The sequence below is a fragment of the Pseudomonas sp. PvP025 genome (assembly GCF_017832155.1).
Lineage (GTDB): Bacteria > Pseudomonadota > Gammaproteobacteria > Pseudomonadales > Pseudomonadaceae > Aquipseudomonas.
Window position 1 is genome coordinate 4,064,764 of record NZ_JAFIBJ010000001.1, and the last position, 18,109, is coordinate 4,082,872.

The window sequence follows — 18,109 nt, forward strand, 5'->3', positions numbered from 1 at the left end:
TTCTTAAACCGCAATCGGGAGCAAGCCCCCTCCCACCCCTGGAATGCGTTCCAGGGGTGGGAGGGGGCTTGCTCCCGATTTGCGTTAGTCCGCCTTGCGCGGAATCAGCACAACCTGCGCCGGAATGTGTTTCAGGATCTGGCGGTGGATCTTCAGCTCATACCCCGAATCAATCCGCTTCACCCGTTTGGTCAGTAATGTGGCCAGCCACGGGTAATCCTCGGTGCGCGGCGCCTGGATGCTCACGTCGCACTGGTAATTCACCACATCGGTGGCAATCGCATCCAGTTGATGGCGCAGGGCTTCGATATCGGTGAGGTTCAACGCCACCGTGGTGCTGGGCGCCGCCGGGTCGATGACCTTGGCGGGCGGCTTGGCTTCGGCGGCTTTCAAGGCGGCCTCGGCTTTGTCCAGCTCGGCTTTGCGCGCATGGCTGATCGCACTGTTGACGCCGCCGGTGAGGGCCGGCGCCTTGGGCATCAGCGCACGGGCACGGCTCAGGGCGGTGGCGGCAGCGTTGACGTCGCCCTTTTGCAGGACGATCTGGCTGCGCTGCAGGTAGGCTTCGGCCAACTGGCGTTGGTAAGCCTCCAGCGCCGGGTCATTGGGTGTTTGTGCCTGCAAGGCCGCCAGTTGGTCCTCGGCGGTTGCCAGCTCGCTGCTGGCCAGGTTTTGCTCCAGCTGCGCGATGGCCGCAGCGCGAGCGTCCGGCGTCGCGAGGGCGGCGGGCGGTGTGCTTTGACAGGCGCCCAGCAGCAGGGAAAATGCGGCAAGGAGCAGATAACGGGAGGTGAACGGCTTCATTCCTGCGACTCTCTAATTGCGCAAAAAGCGAGCAAGTCTACACCCCTCGACGGGGCAGGACAAAACTCAGCAGAAACAGGGCAGCGGCCGCGACCACAATCGATGGCCCGGCCGGCGTGTCCTTGAACCAGGACAACGCCAGGCCCCCACAGACGGCAAGCATCCCCAACAGGCTGGCGCCGATTGCCATCTGCTCCGGAGAGCGGGCGTGGCGCTGGGCGGCGGCGGCGGGAATGATCAGCAGCGAGGTGATCAACAATACGCCGACAATCTTCATCGCGACAGCAATCACCACCGCGATCAACAACATCAGGGCCATGCGCAGGGCCGGCACCGGCAAGCCTTCGACCTTGGCCAGCTCCTCGTGCACGGTAATCGCCAGCAGCGGGCGCCACAGCGTCACCAGGAGCATCAGCACGGCAGCGCTGCCGCCGAGGATCCACGCAAGGTCGGTCGGGCTGATCGCCAACAGGTCGCCGAACAGGTAGGCCATCAGGTCGATGCGCACTTCATGCATGAAGCTCAGCACCACCAGGCCCAGGGACAAGGTGCTCGGCGCCAGGATGCCCAGCAGGGTGTCGGAGGCCAGCGGCTGGCGCTGTTGCAGGGTCACCAGCAGCACCGCCAGCAGCAGGCAGCCCACGGTGACGGCGATGGTCGGGCTCACATCCAGCAAAAAGCCCATGGCCACGCCGAGTAGGGCGGCGTGGGACAAGGTGTCGCCAAAATACGCCATGCGCCGCCACACCACGAACGAGCCCAGCGGGCCCGCCACCAACGCCAGAGCCAAGCCTGCCAGCAGGGCGTAGAGCAGAAAATCAGCCATGCTTGCAGCTATCTCCGTGAACGTGCACGTGGGGTGCAGAAGGGTCGTCGACCACGGCGCCATGCAGGTCGTGGGCGTGGTCGTGATGGTGGTGATAGATCGCCAGGCTCTGCGCGTTCTTGCCGAACAGCTCGACAAAGGCCGGGTCGCCGCTGACCTGTTCCGGGTGGCCGGAGCAGCACACGTGGCGGTTGAGGCACACCACCTGGTCGGTGGTGCTCATCACCAGGTGCAGGTCGTGGGACACCATCAGCACGCCGCAGCCATGGCGGTCGCGCAGGCGGGTGATCAGGCTGTACAGCTCGGCCTGACCGGCCACGTCGACGCCTTGCACGGGCTCATCGAGCACCAGCAGTTCGGGCTCGCGCAGCAGGGCGCGGGCCAGCAGCACGCGCTGCATTTCGCCGCCGGAGATGCTTTGCACCGGGCTGTCGATCACCTGCTCGGCGCCGACTTCCTTGAGCGCCGCCTGTGCGCGGGCGCGGTCAACGCCGGGCACCAGGCGCAAAAAGCGCAGCACGGATAACGGCAAGGTCGGATCGACGTGCAATTTTTGCGGCATGTAGCCCACGCGAAGCTTGGGCTTGCGCCACACGCTACCGGTGTCGGGCTTGAGCAGGCCGAGCACGGCGCGCACCAGGGTGGTCTTGCCGGCGCCGTTGGGGCCGATCAGGGTGACGATCTGCCGTGGCTGGACACTCAGGGCGATGTTATCCAGCACGGTTTGCCCGGCGAACGTGACCCCGACCTGCTCCAGGCGGATTAACGCGTTGCTCATCAAGCCCCCTGGCAGCCCGAGCACAGGCCGACCACTTCGACCGTTTGCCCTTCGACCTGAAAGCCCACCTCGGCAGAACTCTTGATGATCGCGTCGCTGATGCTTTTTTGTTCAAGCTCGATGGCGGCGTGGCACTCGCGGCAGATCAGGAACTGGCCCTGGTGCGCGTGTTCGGGGTGGTTGCAGCCGACGAAGGCGTTGAGCGAGGCGATGCGGTGCACCAGGCCGTTTTCCAGCAGGAAATCCAGCGCGCGATACACGGTAGGCGGCGCGGCGCGACGGCCGTCCTGTTCGCTGAGCACGCCGAGAATGTCGTAGGCGCCCAGCGGTTTGTGGCTTTGCCACACCAGTTCCAGCACGCGGCGACGCAGGGCGGTCAGGCGCAAACCCTTTTGCGCACACAGGGTGTCGGCTTCCGCCAGCGCGGTGTGCACGCAGTGAGAATGGTCGTGGGGACGGCTGGCAAGCGGTGTTTTAGGCATGAGCGGCGACAGACATTTGATAGAGACGTTATTATGTTACCCGTTCCTACGCCATTGAGTGGTCATCGTGTCCCGACTTTTTCCAGTTTTTGTCATATTTATCGCCAGTTTTTTCGTTGCGGGGGCCGCTCAGGCCGAGGTCAAGGTGCTGACCAGCATCAAGCCGTTGCAGCTGATTGCCGCCGCTGTGCAGGACGGCGTGGCGGTTCCCGAGGTGTTGTTGCCGCCGGGTGCGTCGCCGCATAACTTCGCGTTGCGCCCATCCGACGTACGGCGCGTGCAGTCGGTGGACCTGCTGTATTGGATCGGTCCGGACATGGAAAGCTTCCTGCCGCGCGTGCTCAAGGGCCGCAGCGCGCCAACGGTGGCGGTGCAGGACCTGCCTGGCATGAAACTGCGTCGCTTCGCCGAAGATAGCCACTCTCACGCCGACGATGCCGACGAGCATGACCACGATCACCGTCCGGGCAGCCTGGATGCTCACGTGTGGCTGTCTACGCTCAATGCGCGAGTGATCGCAGCGCGCATGGCGGCTGACCTGAGTGCCGCCGACCCGCAGAACGCCGGCCGTTATGAGAGCAACGTGAAGGCTTTCGACGAGCGTCTGGACGCACTGGATGCGCGTCTGAAAAAGCGCGTGGCAGGGATCGCCGGCCAACCTTATTTTGTGTTCCACGAAGCCTTCGATTACTTCGAAGAGGCTTACGGGCTCAAGCATGCCGGCGTGTTCAGCGTTGCCGCCGAAGTGCAACCGGGCGCCCAGCATGTCGCGGCAATGCGCACGCGTCTGCAGGAAGTGGGCAAGACCTGTGTGTTCAGCGAGCCGCCGCTGCGCCCGCGTCTGGCTGAAACCCTGGTGGCGGGTCTGCCGGTAAAACTGGCGGAGCTGGATGCGCTGGGCGGTTATACACCGGCCACCGCTAATGGCTACGAGCAAGTGCTGGACAAGCTGGGTAACGACCTGGCGGGGTGCCTGGAATCGCTTTAAGACCAAGCGAAGATCAAGTGTGAGAGGAGGCTTGCTCCCGATGATAGTGTGCCAGGCATGCATAAGTTGCCTGATACGCCGCTATCGGGAGCAAGCCCCCTCCCACATTTTTTGATCCGGTAAGGCTTCAGAGGGCGAACGGCAGGTGGACGCTGACCCGCTGGCGTTGCGCCAGGCGGTGTTCGAACTCCGCTGGATCGTGAATCAGCACATCCTGCCCGGCAAACGACTCAGCAGCAATCAGGCGCGACAGCCAGAACCGTACGCACGCCACCCGCAGCATCGTCGGCCACAGTTCGGCTTCCTTCGCGGTAAACGGTCGTAGCCCCGCGTAGGCGCCCAGCAACGCGCGGGCCCGCGGCCCATCGATTGCGCCTTCTGCGTTCGAGCACCAGTCATTCAGCGCAATCGCGACGTCATACAGCATCGGCCCGGAGCAGGCGTTGTAGAAGTCGATCAGGCCGGTCAGGTGGGTGCCTTCGAACATCGCGTTGTCGCGGAACAGGTCGCCATGGAGGTTGGCCCGCGGCAGGGCCAGGATGTCGGCCTTGTGCGCCTGGATCTCGGCCAGCGCGTCCTGCAGCAGGCTTTGCTGCGCGGCGTTCAAGTGCGAAACAATCTGTGCACCTTCACTGAGCATCCAGTCCAGCCCGCGGTCGGTCTTGCGTTCCAGCACCTTGTCGCCCTGGGTGGCCTGGTGCAGATGGCCGAGCAGTTCGCCGACCTGGGCGCAATGCTGCGCATTGGCGTGCGTGATGTGCTTGCCGGCCAGGCGCGGTTGCAGCAGCGCCGGTTTGCCGGCCAGCTCGCGCAAGGCGACGCCGTCGGTGGTGCGCAGCGCGTAGGGCACCGGCAGGTCGGCGTCGTGCAGTACGTCGAGCAGCTCGATGAAAAACGGCATTTCTGCCACAGGGCCGCGCTCAACCAGGGTCAGGACGAACTCGCCCTGTTCCAGGCTGATGAAGAAATTGGTGTTTTCGCTACCAGCGGCAATCCCCTGGAAGTCGAGCAGGCGGCCGAGCCCGTAGGGCGCGAGAAAGGTTTCCAGCTCGGGCCGAGCCAGGGGGGTAAACACAGACATGGGTAAACTGCCGTTACGGACGCTGCGAATTGCAGCGTCGATTAAAGTGGGGAAATCATTTCCATTCGAAGATCTTCCATGACGGAATCAGCATATCCGGCTGGTCAGAGCGGATGAAGTTCGCGTCGGTTCCGTCCGCGCGCACCAGAAAATACGGCGGTGCACCTTTGGGCGTGACCTTGATCGCATACAGAAAGCCATTCTGGCGGTACTCCTGGATGGTCTTGTCGCCTTCCGTGCGAATGGTCACTTCCGGGTCGGCCGACGGCGCATCGTCTGCCGCCATGGCAGCCATCGGAGCGAGTGCAATCAGGCCAGTCAACAGCAGGCGATTGAATGTACGCATGATAACCTTGTCCCTTTGTTTTCATTGGTCCGGCTATTCTAGCGCCTGACCCGCCGAAAAGGTTGATCCTGCTCATGAGCCAAGCGCCCCTCGTCCTGGTGGACGGTTCTTCTTATCTGTACCGCGCCTTCCATGCACTGCCACCGCTGACCACCTCCAAAGGCCTGCCGACCGGCGCGGTCAAGGGCGTGCTGAACATGCTCAAGAGTCTGCGCCGGCAGTACCCGGACAGCCCGTTCGCGGTGGTTTTCGACGCCAAGGGTGGGACTTTTCGCGATGACATGTATGCCGATTACAAGGCCAATCGTCCGAGCATGCCCGATGACATGCGTCTGCAGATCGAGCCGCTGCACCAGAGTGTGATCGCTCTGGGCTTTCCGTTGCTGTGCGTCGAAGGCGTCGAAGCCGATGACGTGATCGGCACCCTCGCCCGCAGCAGCGCGGCCGCCAGCCGGCCGGTGGTGATTTCCACCGGTGACAAGGACATGGCGCAGTTGGTCGACGGGCACATTACCCTGGTCAACACCATGACCGGTAGCGCGATGGACGTAGAGGGCGTGAAGGAGAAATTTGGCGTCGCTCCGGAGCAGATCATCGACTATCTGGCATTGATGGGCGATTCGTCCGACAACATTCCCGGCGTGCCGGGTATTGGTCCCAAGACTGCCTCCGGCTTGTTGGTGGGCGTCAATGGCGGCCTCAAAGAGCTTTATGAGCAGTTGGACATTGTGCCGAGCCTGCCGATTCGCGGCGCCAAGACCCTGCGCGCCAAGCTGGAAGAGCACCGCGAGATGGCGTTCCTGTCGTACCGATTGGCCACGATCAAGATCGATGTGCCGCTGGATATCGGCCTGGACGACCTGCACCTGATCGAACCGGACCGTGAAAAGCTGCTTGAGCTGTACACCCTGCTCGAGTTCAAGAGCTGGTACGACGAGATTCAGCGCGATGCCAAGCGCGTCGAGCTGAGCGCGGCGCCCGTGGCGGTCGAGGTGGTCGAGGCTGCACCCACGGCTCCCCTGGAAACGGCCTACACCACTATCCTCGACCAGCCGACCTTCGAGCTATGGTTGAAGAAGCTCCAGGATGCACCGTTGTTCGCGTTCGACACCGAAACCACCGGCATCGACGCGCAAAAAGCGCAATTGGTCGGGGTGTCCTTCGCCGTGCAGTCCCATGAAGCGGCCTACATCCCGCTGACCCACTCCTACATCGGCGTGCCGGACCAACTGGACCGTGACACCGTGCTGCTTGCCTTGAAACCGCTGCTGGAAGACCCGGCCAAACTCAAGGTCGGCCAGCACGCCAAGTTCGACATGAACATCCTCGCCAACTGCGCCATCGGCGGCGACCCGGCGCAAGGCATCACCGTGCGCGGCATTGCTTTCGACACCATGCTTGAGTCCTATGTGCTCAATGCCACCGTCACCCGGCACGACATGGACAGCCTGGCGAAGAAGTACCTGGACTACGACACCGTCAGTTTCCAGGACATCGCCGGTAAGGGCGCCAAGCAACTGACCTTTGACCAGATCGCACTGGAACAGGCCGGCCCGTACGCAGCCGAAGATGCCGACGTGACCTTGCGTCTGCACCAGGCGCTGCACGCGCAATTGGCCGCGATCCCGAGCCTGGCCAGCGTGCTGTCGGATATCGAAATTCCGTTGGTACCGGTGCTGGCGCGCATCGAGCGTCAGGGCGCGCTGGTGGACAAGGAGTTGCTGGGTATCCAGAGCATCGAATTGGGCCACAAGATGGTCGAACTGGAGCGCCAGGCATTCGAGATCGCCGGTGAGGAATTCAACCTGGGTTCTCCCAAACAGCTCGGCTCGATTCTCTACGACAAGCTCGGCATGCCGGTGCTGAAAAAGACCGGCAAGGGGCAGGCCTCGACGGCGGAAGAAGTGCTGGCCAAACTGGCCGAGGATGACTATCCGCTGCCCAAGGTGCTGATGCAGTACCGCAGCATGAGCAAGCTCAAAAGCACCTATACCGACCGCCTGCCGGAACAGATCAACCCGCGCACCGGGCGTATCCACACGTCTTATCACCAGGCGGTGACCGCGACCGGGCGCCTGTCTTCCAGCGACCCGAACCTGCAGAACATCCCGGTGCGCACCGCTGAGGGGCGGCGCATCCGCCAGGCGTTTGTCGCGCCCAAAGGTTACAAGCTGCTGGCAGCGGACTATTCGCAGATCGAGCTGCGCATCATGGCGCACCTGTCCAGGGACGAAGGCTTGATGAATGCCTTCCGTCACAATCTGGATGTGCACACCGCCACCGCGGCCGAGGTGTTCAAGGTGGAGTTGGGCGAGGTCACCTCCGACCAGCGCCGCAGTGCCAAGGCGATCAACTTCGGCCTGATCTATGGCATGGGCGCGCAGAAGCTGGGCAAAGACATTGGCGTCGATACCAAGACCGCCAAGGCCTATATCGACGTGTATTTCGCCCGCTATCCCGGGGTCCGCGAGTACATGGAGCGCACCCGCGCCCAGGCTGCCGACCAGGGCTACGTGGAAACTTTCTTCGGCCGCCGCCTGTATGTGCCGGATATCAATTCCAACAGACCCCAGGAACGCGCCGCCGCCGAGCGCACGGCGATCAACGCGCCGATGCAGGGCACCGCCGCCGATATCATCAAGAAAGCCATGGTGCGCGTGGATAACTGGCTGACCGACTCGGGTCTGGATGCCAAGGTGATTCTGCAGGTACACGATGAATTGGTGCTGGAGGTGCGTGAGGATCTGGTCGCCGAAGTCAGCGAGAGGATTCGTGAGCACATGAGCGCTGCCGCGCAACTGGACGTGCCCCTGCTGGTGGAAGTGGGTGTGGGCAACAACTGGGACGAAGCGCACTGACGGCGAGCGTTCGCCACCGGCAACGGGCGGTGGCACAGCGTTTGACGTGGGAAATAGCCTTCAGGTATTTCACAGTTTTTCGGGCGGGCCGGAACTTAACCTGTGAATTGCTACTCAGAGTCTCTGAATGGGTGGTGAAGCCCTTCAAAGCTCCTATGTTGTGTTAAGTGTTGGCAGATATCCGGACTCCGCCCTAGCGGTCCGGAACTTGAACCCCGAACTTCCCCTCCCCATACGAAGTCCGGGGTTTTTTTTGCCTGCAGAAAAGCTATTCGGCGATTTCTGCGCCCTTGTCTGCCAATTCCATCCAGCCGGCCAGCACGGTGTAGGCGTCTTCCAGGCCCATGCGCTTTGGCGCCGAGAACAGCTGGATGGTGATGGTGTCACCCCAGCCCTTGCGGATTTCGGCCTGCACCTTGAGCAAGGTGTTCTTGGCCGCGCCGTAGGTGAGCTTGTCGGCCTTCGTCAGCAGGATATGCATCGGCATGCCGCTGGCGACAGCCCAGTCGAGCATCAGCAGGTCGAAGTCGGTCATTGGATGACGGATGTCCATCATCAGGATCAACCCTTTCAAACTCTCGCGGCCACCCAGATAGGCCTCCAGGTGACGCTGCCAGTGCAGCTTCAGCGGGATGGGTACTTTCGCGTAACCGTAGCCTGGCAGGTCGACCAGACGACGCTCGTCGTCCAGCTTGAAGAAGTTGAGCAGTTGCGTGCGGCCCGGGGTCTTCGAGGTGCGCGCCAGGCTGGCGTGGGTCAGGGTGTTCAGTGCGCTGGACTTGCCAGCGTTGGAGCGGCCGGCAAAGGCGACTTCAAAGCCTTCGTCATCGGGGCATTGGTCCACTTTGGCGGCGCTGAGCATGAAGGTGGACTGTTGGCACAGACCGAGGATGGGATTCTTGAGTTGCATGAGATTTCCGATGTGAGCGGTGCCGAAAAAGGGGGCGGCAAGCGGTGTCGTTTCCGTTTAAGTAACGCGAGTATATGATGCCGCAGATTTTGTGTGTGCTTTCATGGCGCTCAGGCTACACAGGAACCCCAGGCGCTGTACAACCGAGTTTGTGTTCAAAGGCAATACCGCGCGTGGTTTTATGCAGGGCCGCAAGGCTGGAGATCACCAGGTCGTCGATCCGTTGATGATGAGTAAACCCGGTAGATAACGTTTAAAACTTCTGGCCGCAGTTGGATGAGTAGTTGGATTAGCTGATGAATAAACTGATCGTGAGTCTGCTGTTGGCCCTGGGCATCACCGGTGTTGCCCAGGCTGCGGGTGACGCCAAGGCGGGCCAGACCAAAATTGCCGTATGTGGGGCCTGCCACGGGCCCGATGGCAACAGCCCGGTGCCGAATTTTCCCAAGTTGGCAGGTCAGGGCGAGCGCTACCTGGCCAAGCAGATGCACGATATCAAGGACGGCAAGCGTACGGTGCTGGAAATGACCGGCTTGCTGGCCAACTCCAGCGACCAGGACATCGCCGACCTCGCGGCATACTTTGCCGCCCAGAAAGGCAGCGTGGGCGCCGCTGACCCCAAGCTGGTCGCCCGTGGCGAAAAGCTGTTCCGCGGCGGTGACCTGAGCAAGGGCCTGCCGGCCTGCACCGGTTGCCACGCGCCCGATGGCACGGGCAATGCTGCCGCGGGCTTTCCGCAGTTGAGCGGTCAGTACGCGCAGTACACCGCCAAACAACTGACTGATTTTCGCAAGGAAGACGCAGGCCGGGCCAACGATGGCGAGGCGATGACCATGCGCACCATCGCCCGCAAGCTCAGCGATGAGGACATTGCGGCCCTCTCCAGTTACATCGAGGGTCTGCACTGACGGGCCGCGACGTTAACACTCGATTAATCCCGCGATGCAAGCATAAAAAGGGTGGCCCGGGCCGCCCTTTTTTGTGGCCGCTGCCGTTACACTAACGAACTCATGTCCGCGTAGACCTGTCACAACTAAAGGTCGCGTGAGGCGACTTTATTTGTCCAGGAGTAAAGCATGCGTAATCTGATCCTCAGCGCCGCTCTCGTCACTGCCAGTCTTTTCGGCATGACCGCACAGGCCGCCGATGTGCCGCTTGAAGCGGGTAAAACCTACGTCGAGCTGGCTAACCCGGTGCCGGTTTCGGTACCAGGCAAGATCGAGGTGGTGGAGCTGTTCTGGTATGGCTGCCCGCATTGCTACGCATTTGAACCGACCATCAATCCCTGGGTCGAGAAACTGCCCAAAGACGTGAACTTCAAACGCATCCCGGCCATGTTCGGCGGCCCTTGGGATGCCCACGGCCAATTGTTCCTGACCCTGGAAGCCATGGGTGTCGAGCACAAGGTGCATAACGCCGTATTCAACGCCATCCAGAAGGAAGGCAAGCGTCTGACCAAGCCGGACGAAATGGCTGACTTCGTGGCCACCCAGGGTGTCGACAAAGAAAAATTCCTCGCTACCTTCAACTCCTTCGCCATCCAGGGCCAGATCAAGCAGGCCAAGGAACTCGCGCAGAAGTACGGGGTGCAAGGCGTGCCTACCATGATCGTCAACGGCAAATACCGTTTCGACCTGGGCTCCACTGGTGGTCCTGAAGCGACCCTCAATGTCGCTGACCAACTGATCGCCAAAGAGCGTGCAGCCAAGTAAGGGGCTCGTCATGCGCCGCTGGGGAACCGAACGTGGCATTGGCCTGCACGAACCGCAGGTCAATGAACATCACCTGGAGTCAACGGGCCTGCCGGCGGACAGCCGTCTGCGCTTGCTCAGCTTCAATATCCAGGTGGGCAACAGTACCGAGAAGTATCGGCACTACCTGACCCGTGGCTGGCAGCACCTGCTGCCCCACAAAGGGCGCACCGGTAACCTGCAGAAGATCGGCACCCTGCTCAATGACTTTGATCTGGTCGCGTTGCAGGAAGCTGACGGCGGCAGTCTGCGCTCGGGCTATATCAACCAGGTGGAACACCTGGCCCAGCTCGGCGGCTTCCCCTACTGGTACCAGCAACTCAATCGAAACCTCGGGCGTCTGGCGCAGCACAGCAATGGTGTGCTCAGCCGCCTGAAGCCGACGGCCATCGAGGATCACCCGCTTCCAGGCCCGAAGGGGCGCGGCGCAATCCTCGTGCGATTCGGCGAAGGCCCGGAAGCGCTGGTAGTGGTGATGATGCACCTTGCCCTCGGCGGGCGGACGCGCAACCTGCAACTGGCCTACGTGCGCGAGCTGATCGGCAACTACAAGCACCAGGTGTTGATGGGGGACATGAACACCCACGCCAACGACCTGCTTCTGAATTCACCGTTGCGTGACCTCGGGCTACTGGCGCCGCAGGTCGAAGCGACGTTTCCCAGCTGGCGCCCGCAGCGCTGCCTGGACCATATCCTGCTCAGCCCGACCCTCACGCTGGAAAGTGTGCAGGTCCTGGCGCAGCCCATTTCCGATCACCTGCCCGTCGCGGTAGAGATTCGTCTGCCGGGTTCGCTCACGGTTGATGCATTGCCCGCGTTGAGCACCAGCCCTCGCGGACCCCTTGCATGAGCGACGACGCCGAGCGCTGGAAAGAAAAATACCTGTTAAGCATCGAGCAGCAGGACAAGCTCGAACGCCGTTGGGCCGCCCGCCTCGACCTGCTGCGCCGGGGCCTGGTGCGCAGTACGCTGGCCGCTGAAGGCACCGACCGCGCCGTCGACCAATGCATGAAGGAAATGCGCGATGTGGTGCGCACCGACGACATGGACGCCGCCCTCGCCGCCTTGCTGCCGCGCCTGGAAAAAGCCGTGCTCGATTCAGAGCAGCGCCGCGAGACCCGTGTCGACCAGATCAGCACCGCGCTCACCGCCCTGGTCGCCCAGCTGCAGCAATTGCCACTGCCGCGCGAGGTGGCGCGCCCGCTCAAAGCCTTCGCCAAGCAACTGGACAGTCGCGTGGGCCAGGCTCGTGAGATTCCGCTGCTGCTCAGCGAATTGAGCAGCCTGCAGGGGCAGGCGTTGAATAATCTGGAGGCTGACGGCGAAACTCCACGGCCTGGTCCAGGTTTGCTGCAACGCTTGTTCGGGAGCGCCAAGGAGGTCGCGCCCGAAACGGTGGCCGATGAGCCTCCGGTAAAGCCGACGTCAAAACCGGTTGCTCCAGAGCCTGTGACTGAAGAGCAGGCCGCTGCACCTGCCGAACCGCCACCCCAAGTCTTGCCGACCCCTGCGCCATTGCCGCAATCGCTGACAGCAGCGCCTGCGGTTGAAGTCGCCGCACAACCCAAGGTCGAAGCGGCACTTGCAGAAACCGCCGTCGCCGAACCTGCCGCTGATCCTGAACCCGAACCTGAAGCCGAAGAGCCGCCCAACGAAAGCGCGCTCGCGGCCTTTATTGAAACCCCCGAAGTGCTGGTTGATACACCGGAGGAGACCAGCATCGGCAGCCTGTCGCTGCCGCCCGTTCTTGAGGACGAAGAAGCCGACGAGCAGCCCGGGGAAAGCGGCTATGCCCTGCCCGACTCGCCGGAGCCTTCCTACAGCTCCGTGGCCCGGCATATCGAAAGCACCTTGCTCGGCCTGCTGGAAGACCTGAGCCTCCCAGAGCGCCACCGGCCCCAGGCCGAAGCCATGCGCGAGCGCCTGGCCAATGGCTTGAACTGGTACGAGCTGCTGCCGATTCTCGATGACCTGGCGGTGCTGATGCTGGCGGTCACCGACAGCGGCCAGCATGAGTTCGAGGCTTATCTCAAGCACCTCAACGAGCGTCTTGAAGCGTTCCAGGGCCATCTGCAGGTGGCCAGCGATGACCACCTCGACAGCCGCTCCGCCGCCCGCCAGCTTGACACGCAGATACGCGAACAGGTCGACGGCTTGCAAAGCAGCGTGCAGGAAGCGGCCGACCTGGACAGCCTCAAGCAGGTATTGGAAAGCCATATCGAAGGCTTGCTCGGCACCATGGACGAGCACCGCCAGCAACGGGACCAGCGCGAAGAGGAAGTGGCAGCGCGGCTCCAGGGGCTGGCCGAACGCGTCGCCCACATGGAGCAGGAAGCGCTGGGCTATCGCGAACATATGGAGGTACAGCGTCAGAAGGCGTTGATTGACCCGCTGACCCGCCTGCCCAACCGCGCAGCGTGGAGCGAGCGTCTGGACCACGAGGTCAACGCCTGGCATCAGCGCGGCAACAGCCTGTCGCTGGCGATGCTGGACCTGGATCACTTCAAGCGCGTCAACGACGGCTACGGCCATCTGGCCGGCGACAAGGTGTTGAAGATCATCGCCAACGTGCTGCGCAAGCACCTGCATGGCCGCGACTTTATTGCGCGCTTTGGCGGCGAAGAGTTTGTGTTGCTGATGCCCGACACTTCACTCACTCAGGCGCTGGCTGTGGGCGAAGTGCTGCGGTCGGCCATCGAGGCCTGCCCCTTCCACTTCAAGGGCGAGCCGGTGACGATCACGCTGTCCATGGGCGTGGCGCAGTTCCAGCCGGGGGAGCGCAGCGACGTGGCGCTCAAACGCGCCGACGAGGCGTTGTATCGCGCCAAGGCCGCTGGGCGCAATCAGGTGCAGGCGGCGTAAAAATGTTCCATTTCATGATTTGAGCGCTGTGTCACACACCTTACGTTACACTGTTGCATTACCGTCTTCAGCGTGACGTCACTCCCTATGAAAACCCTGTACTTCGCCTTCCTGTTCATTCTGCTCGCCGGCTGCGCCAGTGGTCCGCGCATTGACACCAACCATCCCTCGGTCAACCACGACAATCGCGTGCAGTTCGTGATCGTCCACTACACCTCCACCAACCTTGAGCGCTCGCTGGCCTTGCTCACCCACGGCCAGGTCAGCAGCCACTACCTGATCGGCGACGACGCCAGCGCCACCATCTACAAGCTGGTGGATGAGAGCCAGCGCGCCTGGCATGCCGGGGAAAGCCAGTGGGCGGGCCGCACGTGGCTCAACTCCAGCTCCATCGGTATTGAAATCGTCAACCCCGGGTACACGGACACGCCGACCGGTCGCTTGTGGTACCCCTATTCAGAGGCCCAGGTGAAGTCCCTGGTGGTGTTGCTCAAGGACATCAGTAAACGCAACGGCATCGATCCCAAGAACATCATTGGTCACAGCGACATCGCGCCGCTGCGCAAACTCGACCCTGGTCCATTGTTCCCCTGGAAGCGTCTGGCCGACGAAGGCCTGGGCCAGTGGCCCGACGCCCAGGCGGTCGCCCGCTTCCGGCAGCAGTACGCAACGCAGCTGCCGAGCATCACCTGGTTCCAGGAAGAGTTGGCGAAGTTGGGCTACCCGACGCCGCAGACCGGCGAACTGGACGTGGCCACGCGGCATGTGATCGCGGCGTTTCAGATGCACTTCCGTGCGTCGCTGTTCGACGGCACGCCAGACGCCGAAAGCGCCGCGATCCTGAGTGCTCTGAACCAACGCTAAACCCCAGGAGGGCGCGTGGCGAGCGACCTTTATGGTGAGCGGCCTCTGTGGCAGCGGGCTCCCGACGAAGCCTGCGAACTACAGGGGCAACGCCATATAAAACTGCGTGCCCTGCCCCGGCCGCGAGTACACGCCCATGCGTCCGCCGTGCAATTGCACGATTTCCTTGCACAGTGCCAGCCCCAGGCCTGCGCCACCTTTCTTGCGGCCCACCTGCACAAAAGGTTCGAAGATGCGCCCTTGCTGGCCATAGGCAATGCCTTCGCCATTGTCTTCGACGCTGACAATCACCCGCTCGCCATGGCGTCGCGCCTGCAGGTGGATTTGCCCGCCTTCGGCGGTATGACGCAGCGCGTTGGCCAGCAGGTTGTCGAGCACCCGCTCCAGTTGCGCCTGATCGGCGTACAGCCGTGGCACGTCGGCCTGGGCTTCCACCAGCAATTCAATATGTTGCGCGTTTGCCGTCTCGGCAAAGCGCGCGCGCGCATGCTCGAGCAGGTCCGTCACGTCGCATGGCCCCAGCGTGAGTTTCTGCAGGCCATTCTGGTAGCGCGAGAAGTTGAGCAAGTCGTTGATCAACTGCATCAGGCGCTGCATCTCTTCGTTGACCGTATCCAGCAGGTCCGCCTCACGGGACTCTGCCGGAAACTTCGCGCGCTCGCGAAAAAGACCAAACGCCATGTGCATGCCGGTCACCGGCGTGCGCAACTCGTGTGAGGCGCGCAATACGAACTCGCTGCGCACCCGCTCGAAGGCACGCTGCTCGGTGACGTCATGCAGCACCATCACCGCGCCGAGGATATGCCCCTGGGTATGACTCACCGGCGTAAGGCTGTAGGTCAGCAGGCGCAATTCGCCTTCGACTTCCACTTCCAGATCGTCCGGCGCCCGCTCCAGGTTGCCGCCGCGCAGCACCAACTGCAATTGTTCATCCAGTTCCGGGCGCACCAGCGCTTCGCCCAGTCCCTGCCCCAGGCGCTCCTCGTCCCAGCCCAGTTGACGCTGTGCCACAGGGTTGAGGTGCTCAAGGCGGCCTTGGCGATCGATCATCAGCAGGCCGTCGTCGATGCTGTCGAGCACCGCCTGCAGGCGCTGCTGGCCGGCCAGAAGTTCGTCGACATTGGTTGCCTGATGCTGGCGCAGCGCCTCGGCCATGATGCCGAAGCGCCGGGTCAGCTGGTTCATTTCCGCCGCTGACGAGATCGGCAGCGTCACCTCGAAATCGCCCTGCCCGATCTTGTCGGCCGCCTTGGCCAGGGCTTCGATTGGCCCACCAAAGCGTCGTGCGATGCCATGGGCGGTGATGAAGCCGATAATCAGCACGGCAAGTCCAACCACCCCCAGCGCCGCAGCGATCAATAATGCACGGTTGCGCGACTTGTGTTCGCTGGCGTTGATGTTTTCCAGGGCTTGTTTGTGTTCGGCGATCAGGCCATTGCGCAAGGCGTTGAAGCTATCGGTCAGTTTCTGATTTTTTTTGTTCGCCAGTGGCGATCGCTGGGCTTCGTCGAACGCTTTCAGAAAGTCCAGGTAGTCGATGCGCGCCTGGCTGAAACCGTTGATTCGTCCATCACGCTTTTCATGGGCGATACCTTCGTCCAGCAACGCAAAATATTGCTGCTTGGACGTCTCCAGGGCCTTGGCGTCGGGTTGCTCTTCCAGCATCAGGATCAACTGGTCCCCCAGGCTCTGACGCAGCTTGAGCCCCAGGTCCAGGGTGATGAAGTTGCTGCGGATCAGCGATTCCTGGCTCTTTGCCATTTGCATCACGCTGACCAGCCCCAGCACCAGGCCCAACAGGGCCACGGTGATCAGTGCGGAGATGCTCAGGAATAACCGAGTGCGCAGTTTCATCGCAAGCTTCATAAGGTAAAGCTCACAGGTTGTACTGTTTGCGTTTGCGGTACAGCGTCGAGGCGTCGATACCCAGTGTACGGGCCGCCTGATCCAGGGTGTCGCTGGTGGCCAGTACCGCGCCGATGTGGGCTTTTTCCAGCTCATCCAGGCTCAACGCCGCACCGATGCGCGGCGCATTGTTGGTCGGCTGTTCCGCCATCCCCAGGTGGCTGATCTCGACTTTTTCCTGGGGGCAGATAATGCTCGCGCGTTCCACGACGTTGCGCAGTTCGCGGATATTGCCCGGCCAGCGGTAGTTGAGCAGTGCTTCGCGAGCCTGGTCGCTGAAACCTCGCGCCGGTCGTGCGTAGTCCTTGACGAAGCGCGCCAGGAAACGGTCCGCCAGGGTCAGGATGTCTTCACTGCGTTCGCGCAACGGCGGCAGGTGCAAGGTGATGACGTTGAGACGGTACAGCAGGTCTTCACGGAAGCGGCCGTCACGCACCATGTCTTCCAGGTTCAGGTTGGTGGCCGCGAGGATGCGCACATCGGCGCGGCGGGTCACCGGATCGCCGACGCGTTCGTATTCCTTGTCCTGGATAAAGCGCAGCAACTTGGGCTGCAGGGTCAGCGGAAAGTCACCGATCTCATCGAGAAACAGCGTGCCGCCGTCCGCCTGGTTGACCCGACCCAGCGTGCTCTCGCTGGCCCCGGTGAAGGCGCCGCGGCTGTGGCCGAACAACTCGCTCTCCATCAGTTCCGCCGTGAGAGACGGGCAGTTGATGGTGACGCAGGATTTCTTGGTGCGCTTGCTCCAGCCATGAATGGCCCGCGCCAGCTCACCCTTACCGGTGCCGGATTCGCCCAGGATCAGGATGTTGGCGTCGGTGCCGGCCACCTGGCGTGCGGTTTCGAGTACCACCATCATCGCCGGGCTATGGGAGTCGAGGCCGTCCTTGGGCTTGCGCACTTCGCCCTCCAGCGCCTCCAGGCGCGCGGAGAGCTGGCGCACTTCCAGCTGTTTGGCGGTGGCCAGACGCAATTGGTCCGGGCTGCACGGCTTGACCAGATAATCGGCCGCGCCGGCCTGGATCGCATCCACGGCGGTGTCGACGGCCGAATGCGCGGTGACGATCACCACGCGCATCCACGGCGCCTGAATGCGCATCTGCGCCAGCACGTCCAGGCCATTGTCTTCGCCCAGGCGCAGGTCGAGGAAGCACAGGTCGAACACCTGACGCTGCATCAGGGCATCGGCCTGGGCGGCGCTGTTGGCGGTAGCTACGGTGTAGCCTTCGTCTTCCAGGCAGTAACGGAAGGTGCGGAGAATCGCGGATTCGTCATCCACTAAAAGAATGCGGCCTTGAAGTTCCTTGGCTGATTCCATCTGTCCCGCGCTCCTTAACTTTAAATGATGATGGTGATTAGTCCCGGAATAATCGGGCAAGTTGCATGGTTTATTCTGATCGATAAAAGGCGACTTCGCGCAGCTATCTGCGCACCTTCTTACAGCACCCCAGGCTAGTGGCGTTTTTAGCCCTTCGTGCCACTTCGGCAACCGCTGCGGCGGGTTCTATCCCTTGACCCGACCACTGGCCATCGTGCATTTCGCACGGCCTGCAAGGGGGCATCGTGCAGGATGCTGGGGCGTTTGTATTTGGTTCAATCTTAACTCATTGATTTTATTAATATTTATTTTGAAAAAAAGCTGGCATGCGCTCTG

At 62.2% G+C, this 18,109-nt stretch carries 16 protein-coding genes; 7 read left to right on the forward strand and 9 right to left on the reverse strand.

The window, feature by feature from the left end:
* Positions 1-84 precede the first annotated feature (84 nt).
* Genes JOE32_RS17700 through JOE32_RS17715 form a run of 4 tightly spaced genes read right to left on the reverse strand, consistent with a single transcriptional unit; the run spans position 85 to position 2,902 of the window.
* Positions 85-804, reverse strand: coding sequence for a PA5502 family lipoprotein (locus tag JOE32_RS17700; RefSeq protein WP_209986852.1), 720 nt, complete (start codon positions 802-804; stop codon positions 85-87).
* A 37-nt stretch (positions 805-841) separates the two neighbouring features.
* Positions 842-1,630, reverse strand: coding sequence for a zinc ABC transporter permease subunit ZnuB (gene znuB / locus JOE32_RS17705; protein ID WP_209986854.1), 789 nt, complete (start codon positions 1,628-1,630; stop codon positions 842-844).
* A complete protein-coding gene (znuC, locus tag JOE32_RS17710; RefSeq protein WP_003233726.1) occupies positions 1,623-2,408 on the reverse strand; it encodes a zinc ABC transporter ATP-binding protein ZnuC in 786 nt (261 codons plus the stop codon). Before znuC ends, znuB begins: the two co-directional genes overlap by 8 nt.
* Complete coding sequence (locus JOE32_RS17715) at positions 2,408-2,902, reverse strand: Fur family transcriptional regulator (RefSeq protein ID WP_169896426.1); 495 nt, start codon at positions 2,900-2,902, stop codon at positions 2,408-2,410. Before JOE32_RS17715 ends, znuC begins: the two co-directional genes overlap by 1 nt.
* Before the next feature lie 46 nt (positions 2,903-2,948).
* Between JOE32_RS17715 and JOE32_RS17720 the strand changes: the two genes are divergently transcribed.
* Positions 2,949-3,878 carry a zinc ABC transporter substrate-binding protein gene (locus tag JOE32_RS17720; protein ID WP_209986857.1) on the forward strand — a complete coding sequence of 310 codons (930 nt, stop codon included), beginning with the start codon at positions 2,949-2,951 and terminating at the stop codon, positions 3,876-3,878.
* Positions 3,879-4,005: 127 nt separating this feature from the next.
* Here JOE32_RS17720 and JOE32_RS17725 read toward each other — a convergent pair whose 3' ends face one another.
* A complete protein-coding gene (locus JOE32_RS17725) occupies positions 4,006-4,959 on the reverse strand; it encodes a homoserine kinase (protein ID WP_209986860.1) in 954 nt (317 codons plus the stop codon).
* A gap of 55 nt (positions 4,960-5,014) precedes the next feature.
* A complete protein-coding gene (locus JOE32_RS17730; protein ID WP_003187366.1) occupies positions 5,015-5,305 on the reverse strand; it encodes a DUF2782 domain-containing protein in 291 nt (96 codons plus the stop codon).
* A gap of 74 nt (positions 5,306-5,379) precedes the next feature.
* Here JOE32_RS17730 and polA point away from each other — a divergent pair, with 74 nt between their 5' ends.
* Positions 5,380-8,163, forward strand: coding sequence for a DNA polymerase I (gene polA / locus JOE32_RS17735; RefSeq protein ID WP_209986865.1), 2,784 nt, complete (start codon positions 5,380-5,382; stop codon positions 8,161-8,163).
* Between the two features lie 268 nt (positions 8,164-8,431).
* Here polA and yihA read toward each other — a convergent pair whose 3' ends face one another.
* Positions 8,432-9,073 carry a ribosome biogenesis GTP-binding protein YihA/YsxC gene (gene yihA / locus JOE32_RS17740; protein WP_015373414.1) on the reverse strand — a complete coding sequence of 214 codons (642 nt, stop codon included), beginning with the start codon at positions 9,071-9,073 and terminating at the stop codon, positions 8,432-8,434.
* Between the two features lie 296 nt (positions 9,074-9,369).
* On the opposite strand from yihA, the gene JOE32_RS17745 reads away from it, so the two are divergent.
* The 5 genes from JOE32_RS17745 (at position 9,370) to JOE32_RS17765 (ending at position 14,550) form a co-directional block, all read left to right on the forward strand.
* The gene (locus tag JOE32_RS17745) at positions 9,370-9,981 is read left to right on the forward strand and encodes a cytochrome c4 (RefSeq protein WP_209986867.1); all 612 of its coding nucleotides are present in this window, start codon (positions 9,370-9,372) and stop codon (positions 9,979-9,981) included.
* A 168-nt stretch (positions 9,982-10,149) separates the two neighbouring features.
* Positions 10,150-10,785 (forward strand): thiol:disulfide interchange protein DsbA, encoded by a 636-nt coding sequence (dsbA, locus tag JOE32_RS17750; protein ID WP_209986871.1) that lies wholly within the window; start codon positions 10,150-10,152, stop codon positions 10,783-10,785.
* Between the two features lie 10 nt (positions 10,786-10,795).
* The gene (locus JOE32_RS17755) at positions 10,796-11,674 is read left to right on the forward strand and encodes an endonuclease/exonuclease/phosphatase family protein (RefSeq protein ID WP_209986876.1); all 879 of its coding nucleotides are present in this window, start codon (positions 10,796-10,798) and stop codon (positions 11,672-11,674) included.
* Positions 11,671-13,686: a GGDEF domain-containing protein gene (locus JOE32_RS17760; protein ID WP_209986881.1), complete on the forward strand. Its 2,016-nt coding sequence runs from the start codon at positions 11,671-11,673 to the stop codon at positions 13,684-13,686. Before JOE32_RS17755 ends, JOE32_RS17760 begins: the two co-directional genes overlap by 4 nt.
* An 87-nt stretch (positions 13,687-13,773) precedes the next feature.
* Positions 13,774-14,550, forward strand: a complete 777-nt coding sequence (locus JOE32_RS17765) for an N-acetylmuramoyl-L-alanine amidase (protein WP_209986884.1) — start codon at positions 13,774-13,776, stop codon at positions 14,548-14,550.
* A gap of 78 nt (positions 14,551-14,628) precedes the next feature.
* On the opposite strand, the gene JOE32_RS17770 is transcribed toward JOE32_RS17765, so the two are convergent.
* A complete protein-coding gene (locus JOE32_RS17770) occupies positions 14,629-16,416 on the reverse strand; it encodes an ATP-binding protein (RefSeq protein ID WP_209986889.1) in 1,788 nt (595 codons plus the stop codon).
* A 10-nt stretch (positions 16,417-16,426) separates the two neighbouring features.
* Entirely contained in the window at positions 16,427-17,773 is a 1,347-nt protein-coding gene (gene algB / locus JOE32_RS17775) for a sigma-54-dependent response regulator transcription factor AlgB (RefSeq protein ID WP_003233753.1), read from the reverse strand.
* Between the last annotated feature and the right edge of the window lie 336 nt (positions 17,774-18,109).

Bases quoted from the DNA above. Each gene is read 5' to 3' on its own strand.
- JOE32_RS17700 (WP_209986852.1), bottom strand. From the start codon at position 804: ATGAAGCCGTTCACCTCCCGTTATCTGCTCCTTGCCGCATTTTCCCTG.
- znuB (WP_209986854.1), bottom strand. From the start codon at position 1,630: ATGGCTGATTTTCTGCTCTACGCCCTGCTGGCAGGCTTGGCTCTGGCG.
- polA (WP_209986865.1), top strand. From the start codon at position 5,380: ATGAGCCAAGCGCCCCTCGTCCTGGTGGACGGTTCTTCTTATCTGTAC.
- znuC (WP_003233726.1), bottom strand. From the start codon at position 2,408: ATGAGCAACGCGTTAATCCGCCTGGAGCAGGTCGGGGTCACGTTCGCC.
- JOE32_RS17770 (WP_209986889.1), bottom strand. From the start codon at position 16,416: ATGAAGCTTGCGATGAAACTGCGCACTCGGTTATTCCTGAGCATCTCC.
- JOE32_RS17755 (WP_209986876.1), top strand. From the start codon at position 10,796: ATGCGCCGCTGGGGAACCGAACGTGGCATTGGCCTGCACGAACCGCAG.
- JOE32_RS17725 (WP_209986860.1), bottom strand. From the start codon at position 4,959: ATGTCTGTGTTTACCCCCCTGGCTCGGCCCGAGCTGGAAACCTTTCTC.
- dsbA (WP_209986871.1), top strand. From the start codon at position 10,150: ATGCGTAATCTGATCCTCAGCGCCGCTCTCGTCACTGCCAGTCTTTTC.
- JOE32_RS17730 (WP_003187366.1), bottom strand. From the start codon at position 5,305: ATGCGTACATTCAATCGCCTGCTGTTGACTGGCCTGATTGCACTCGCT.
- JOE32_RS17765 (WP_209986884.1), top strand. From the start codon at position 13,774: ATGAAAACCCTGTACTTCGCCTTCCTGTTCATTCTGCTCGCCGGCTGC.
- JOE32_RS17760 (WP_209986881.1), top strand. From the start codon at position 11,671: ATGAGCGACGACGCCGAGCGCTGGAAAGAAAAATACCTGTTAAGCATC.
- JOE32_RS17745 (WP_209986867.1), top strand. From the start codon at position 9,370: ATGAATAAACTGATCGTGAGTCTGCTGTTGGCCCTGGGCATCACCGGT.
- yihA (WP_015373414.1), bottom strand. From the start codon at position 9,073: ATGCAACTCAAGAATCCCATCCTCGGTCTGTGCCAACAGTCCACCTTC.
- algB (WP_003233753.1), bottom strand. From the start codon at position 17,773: ATGGAATCAGCCAAGGAACTTCAAGGCCGCATTCTTTTAGTGGATGAC.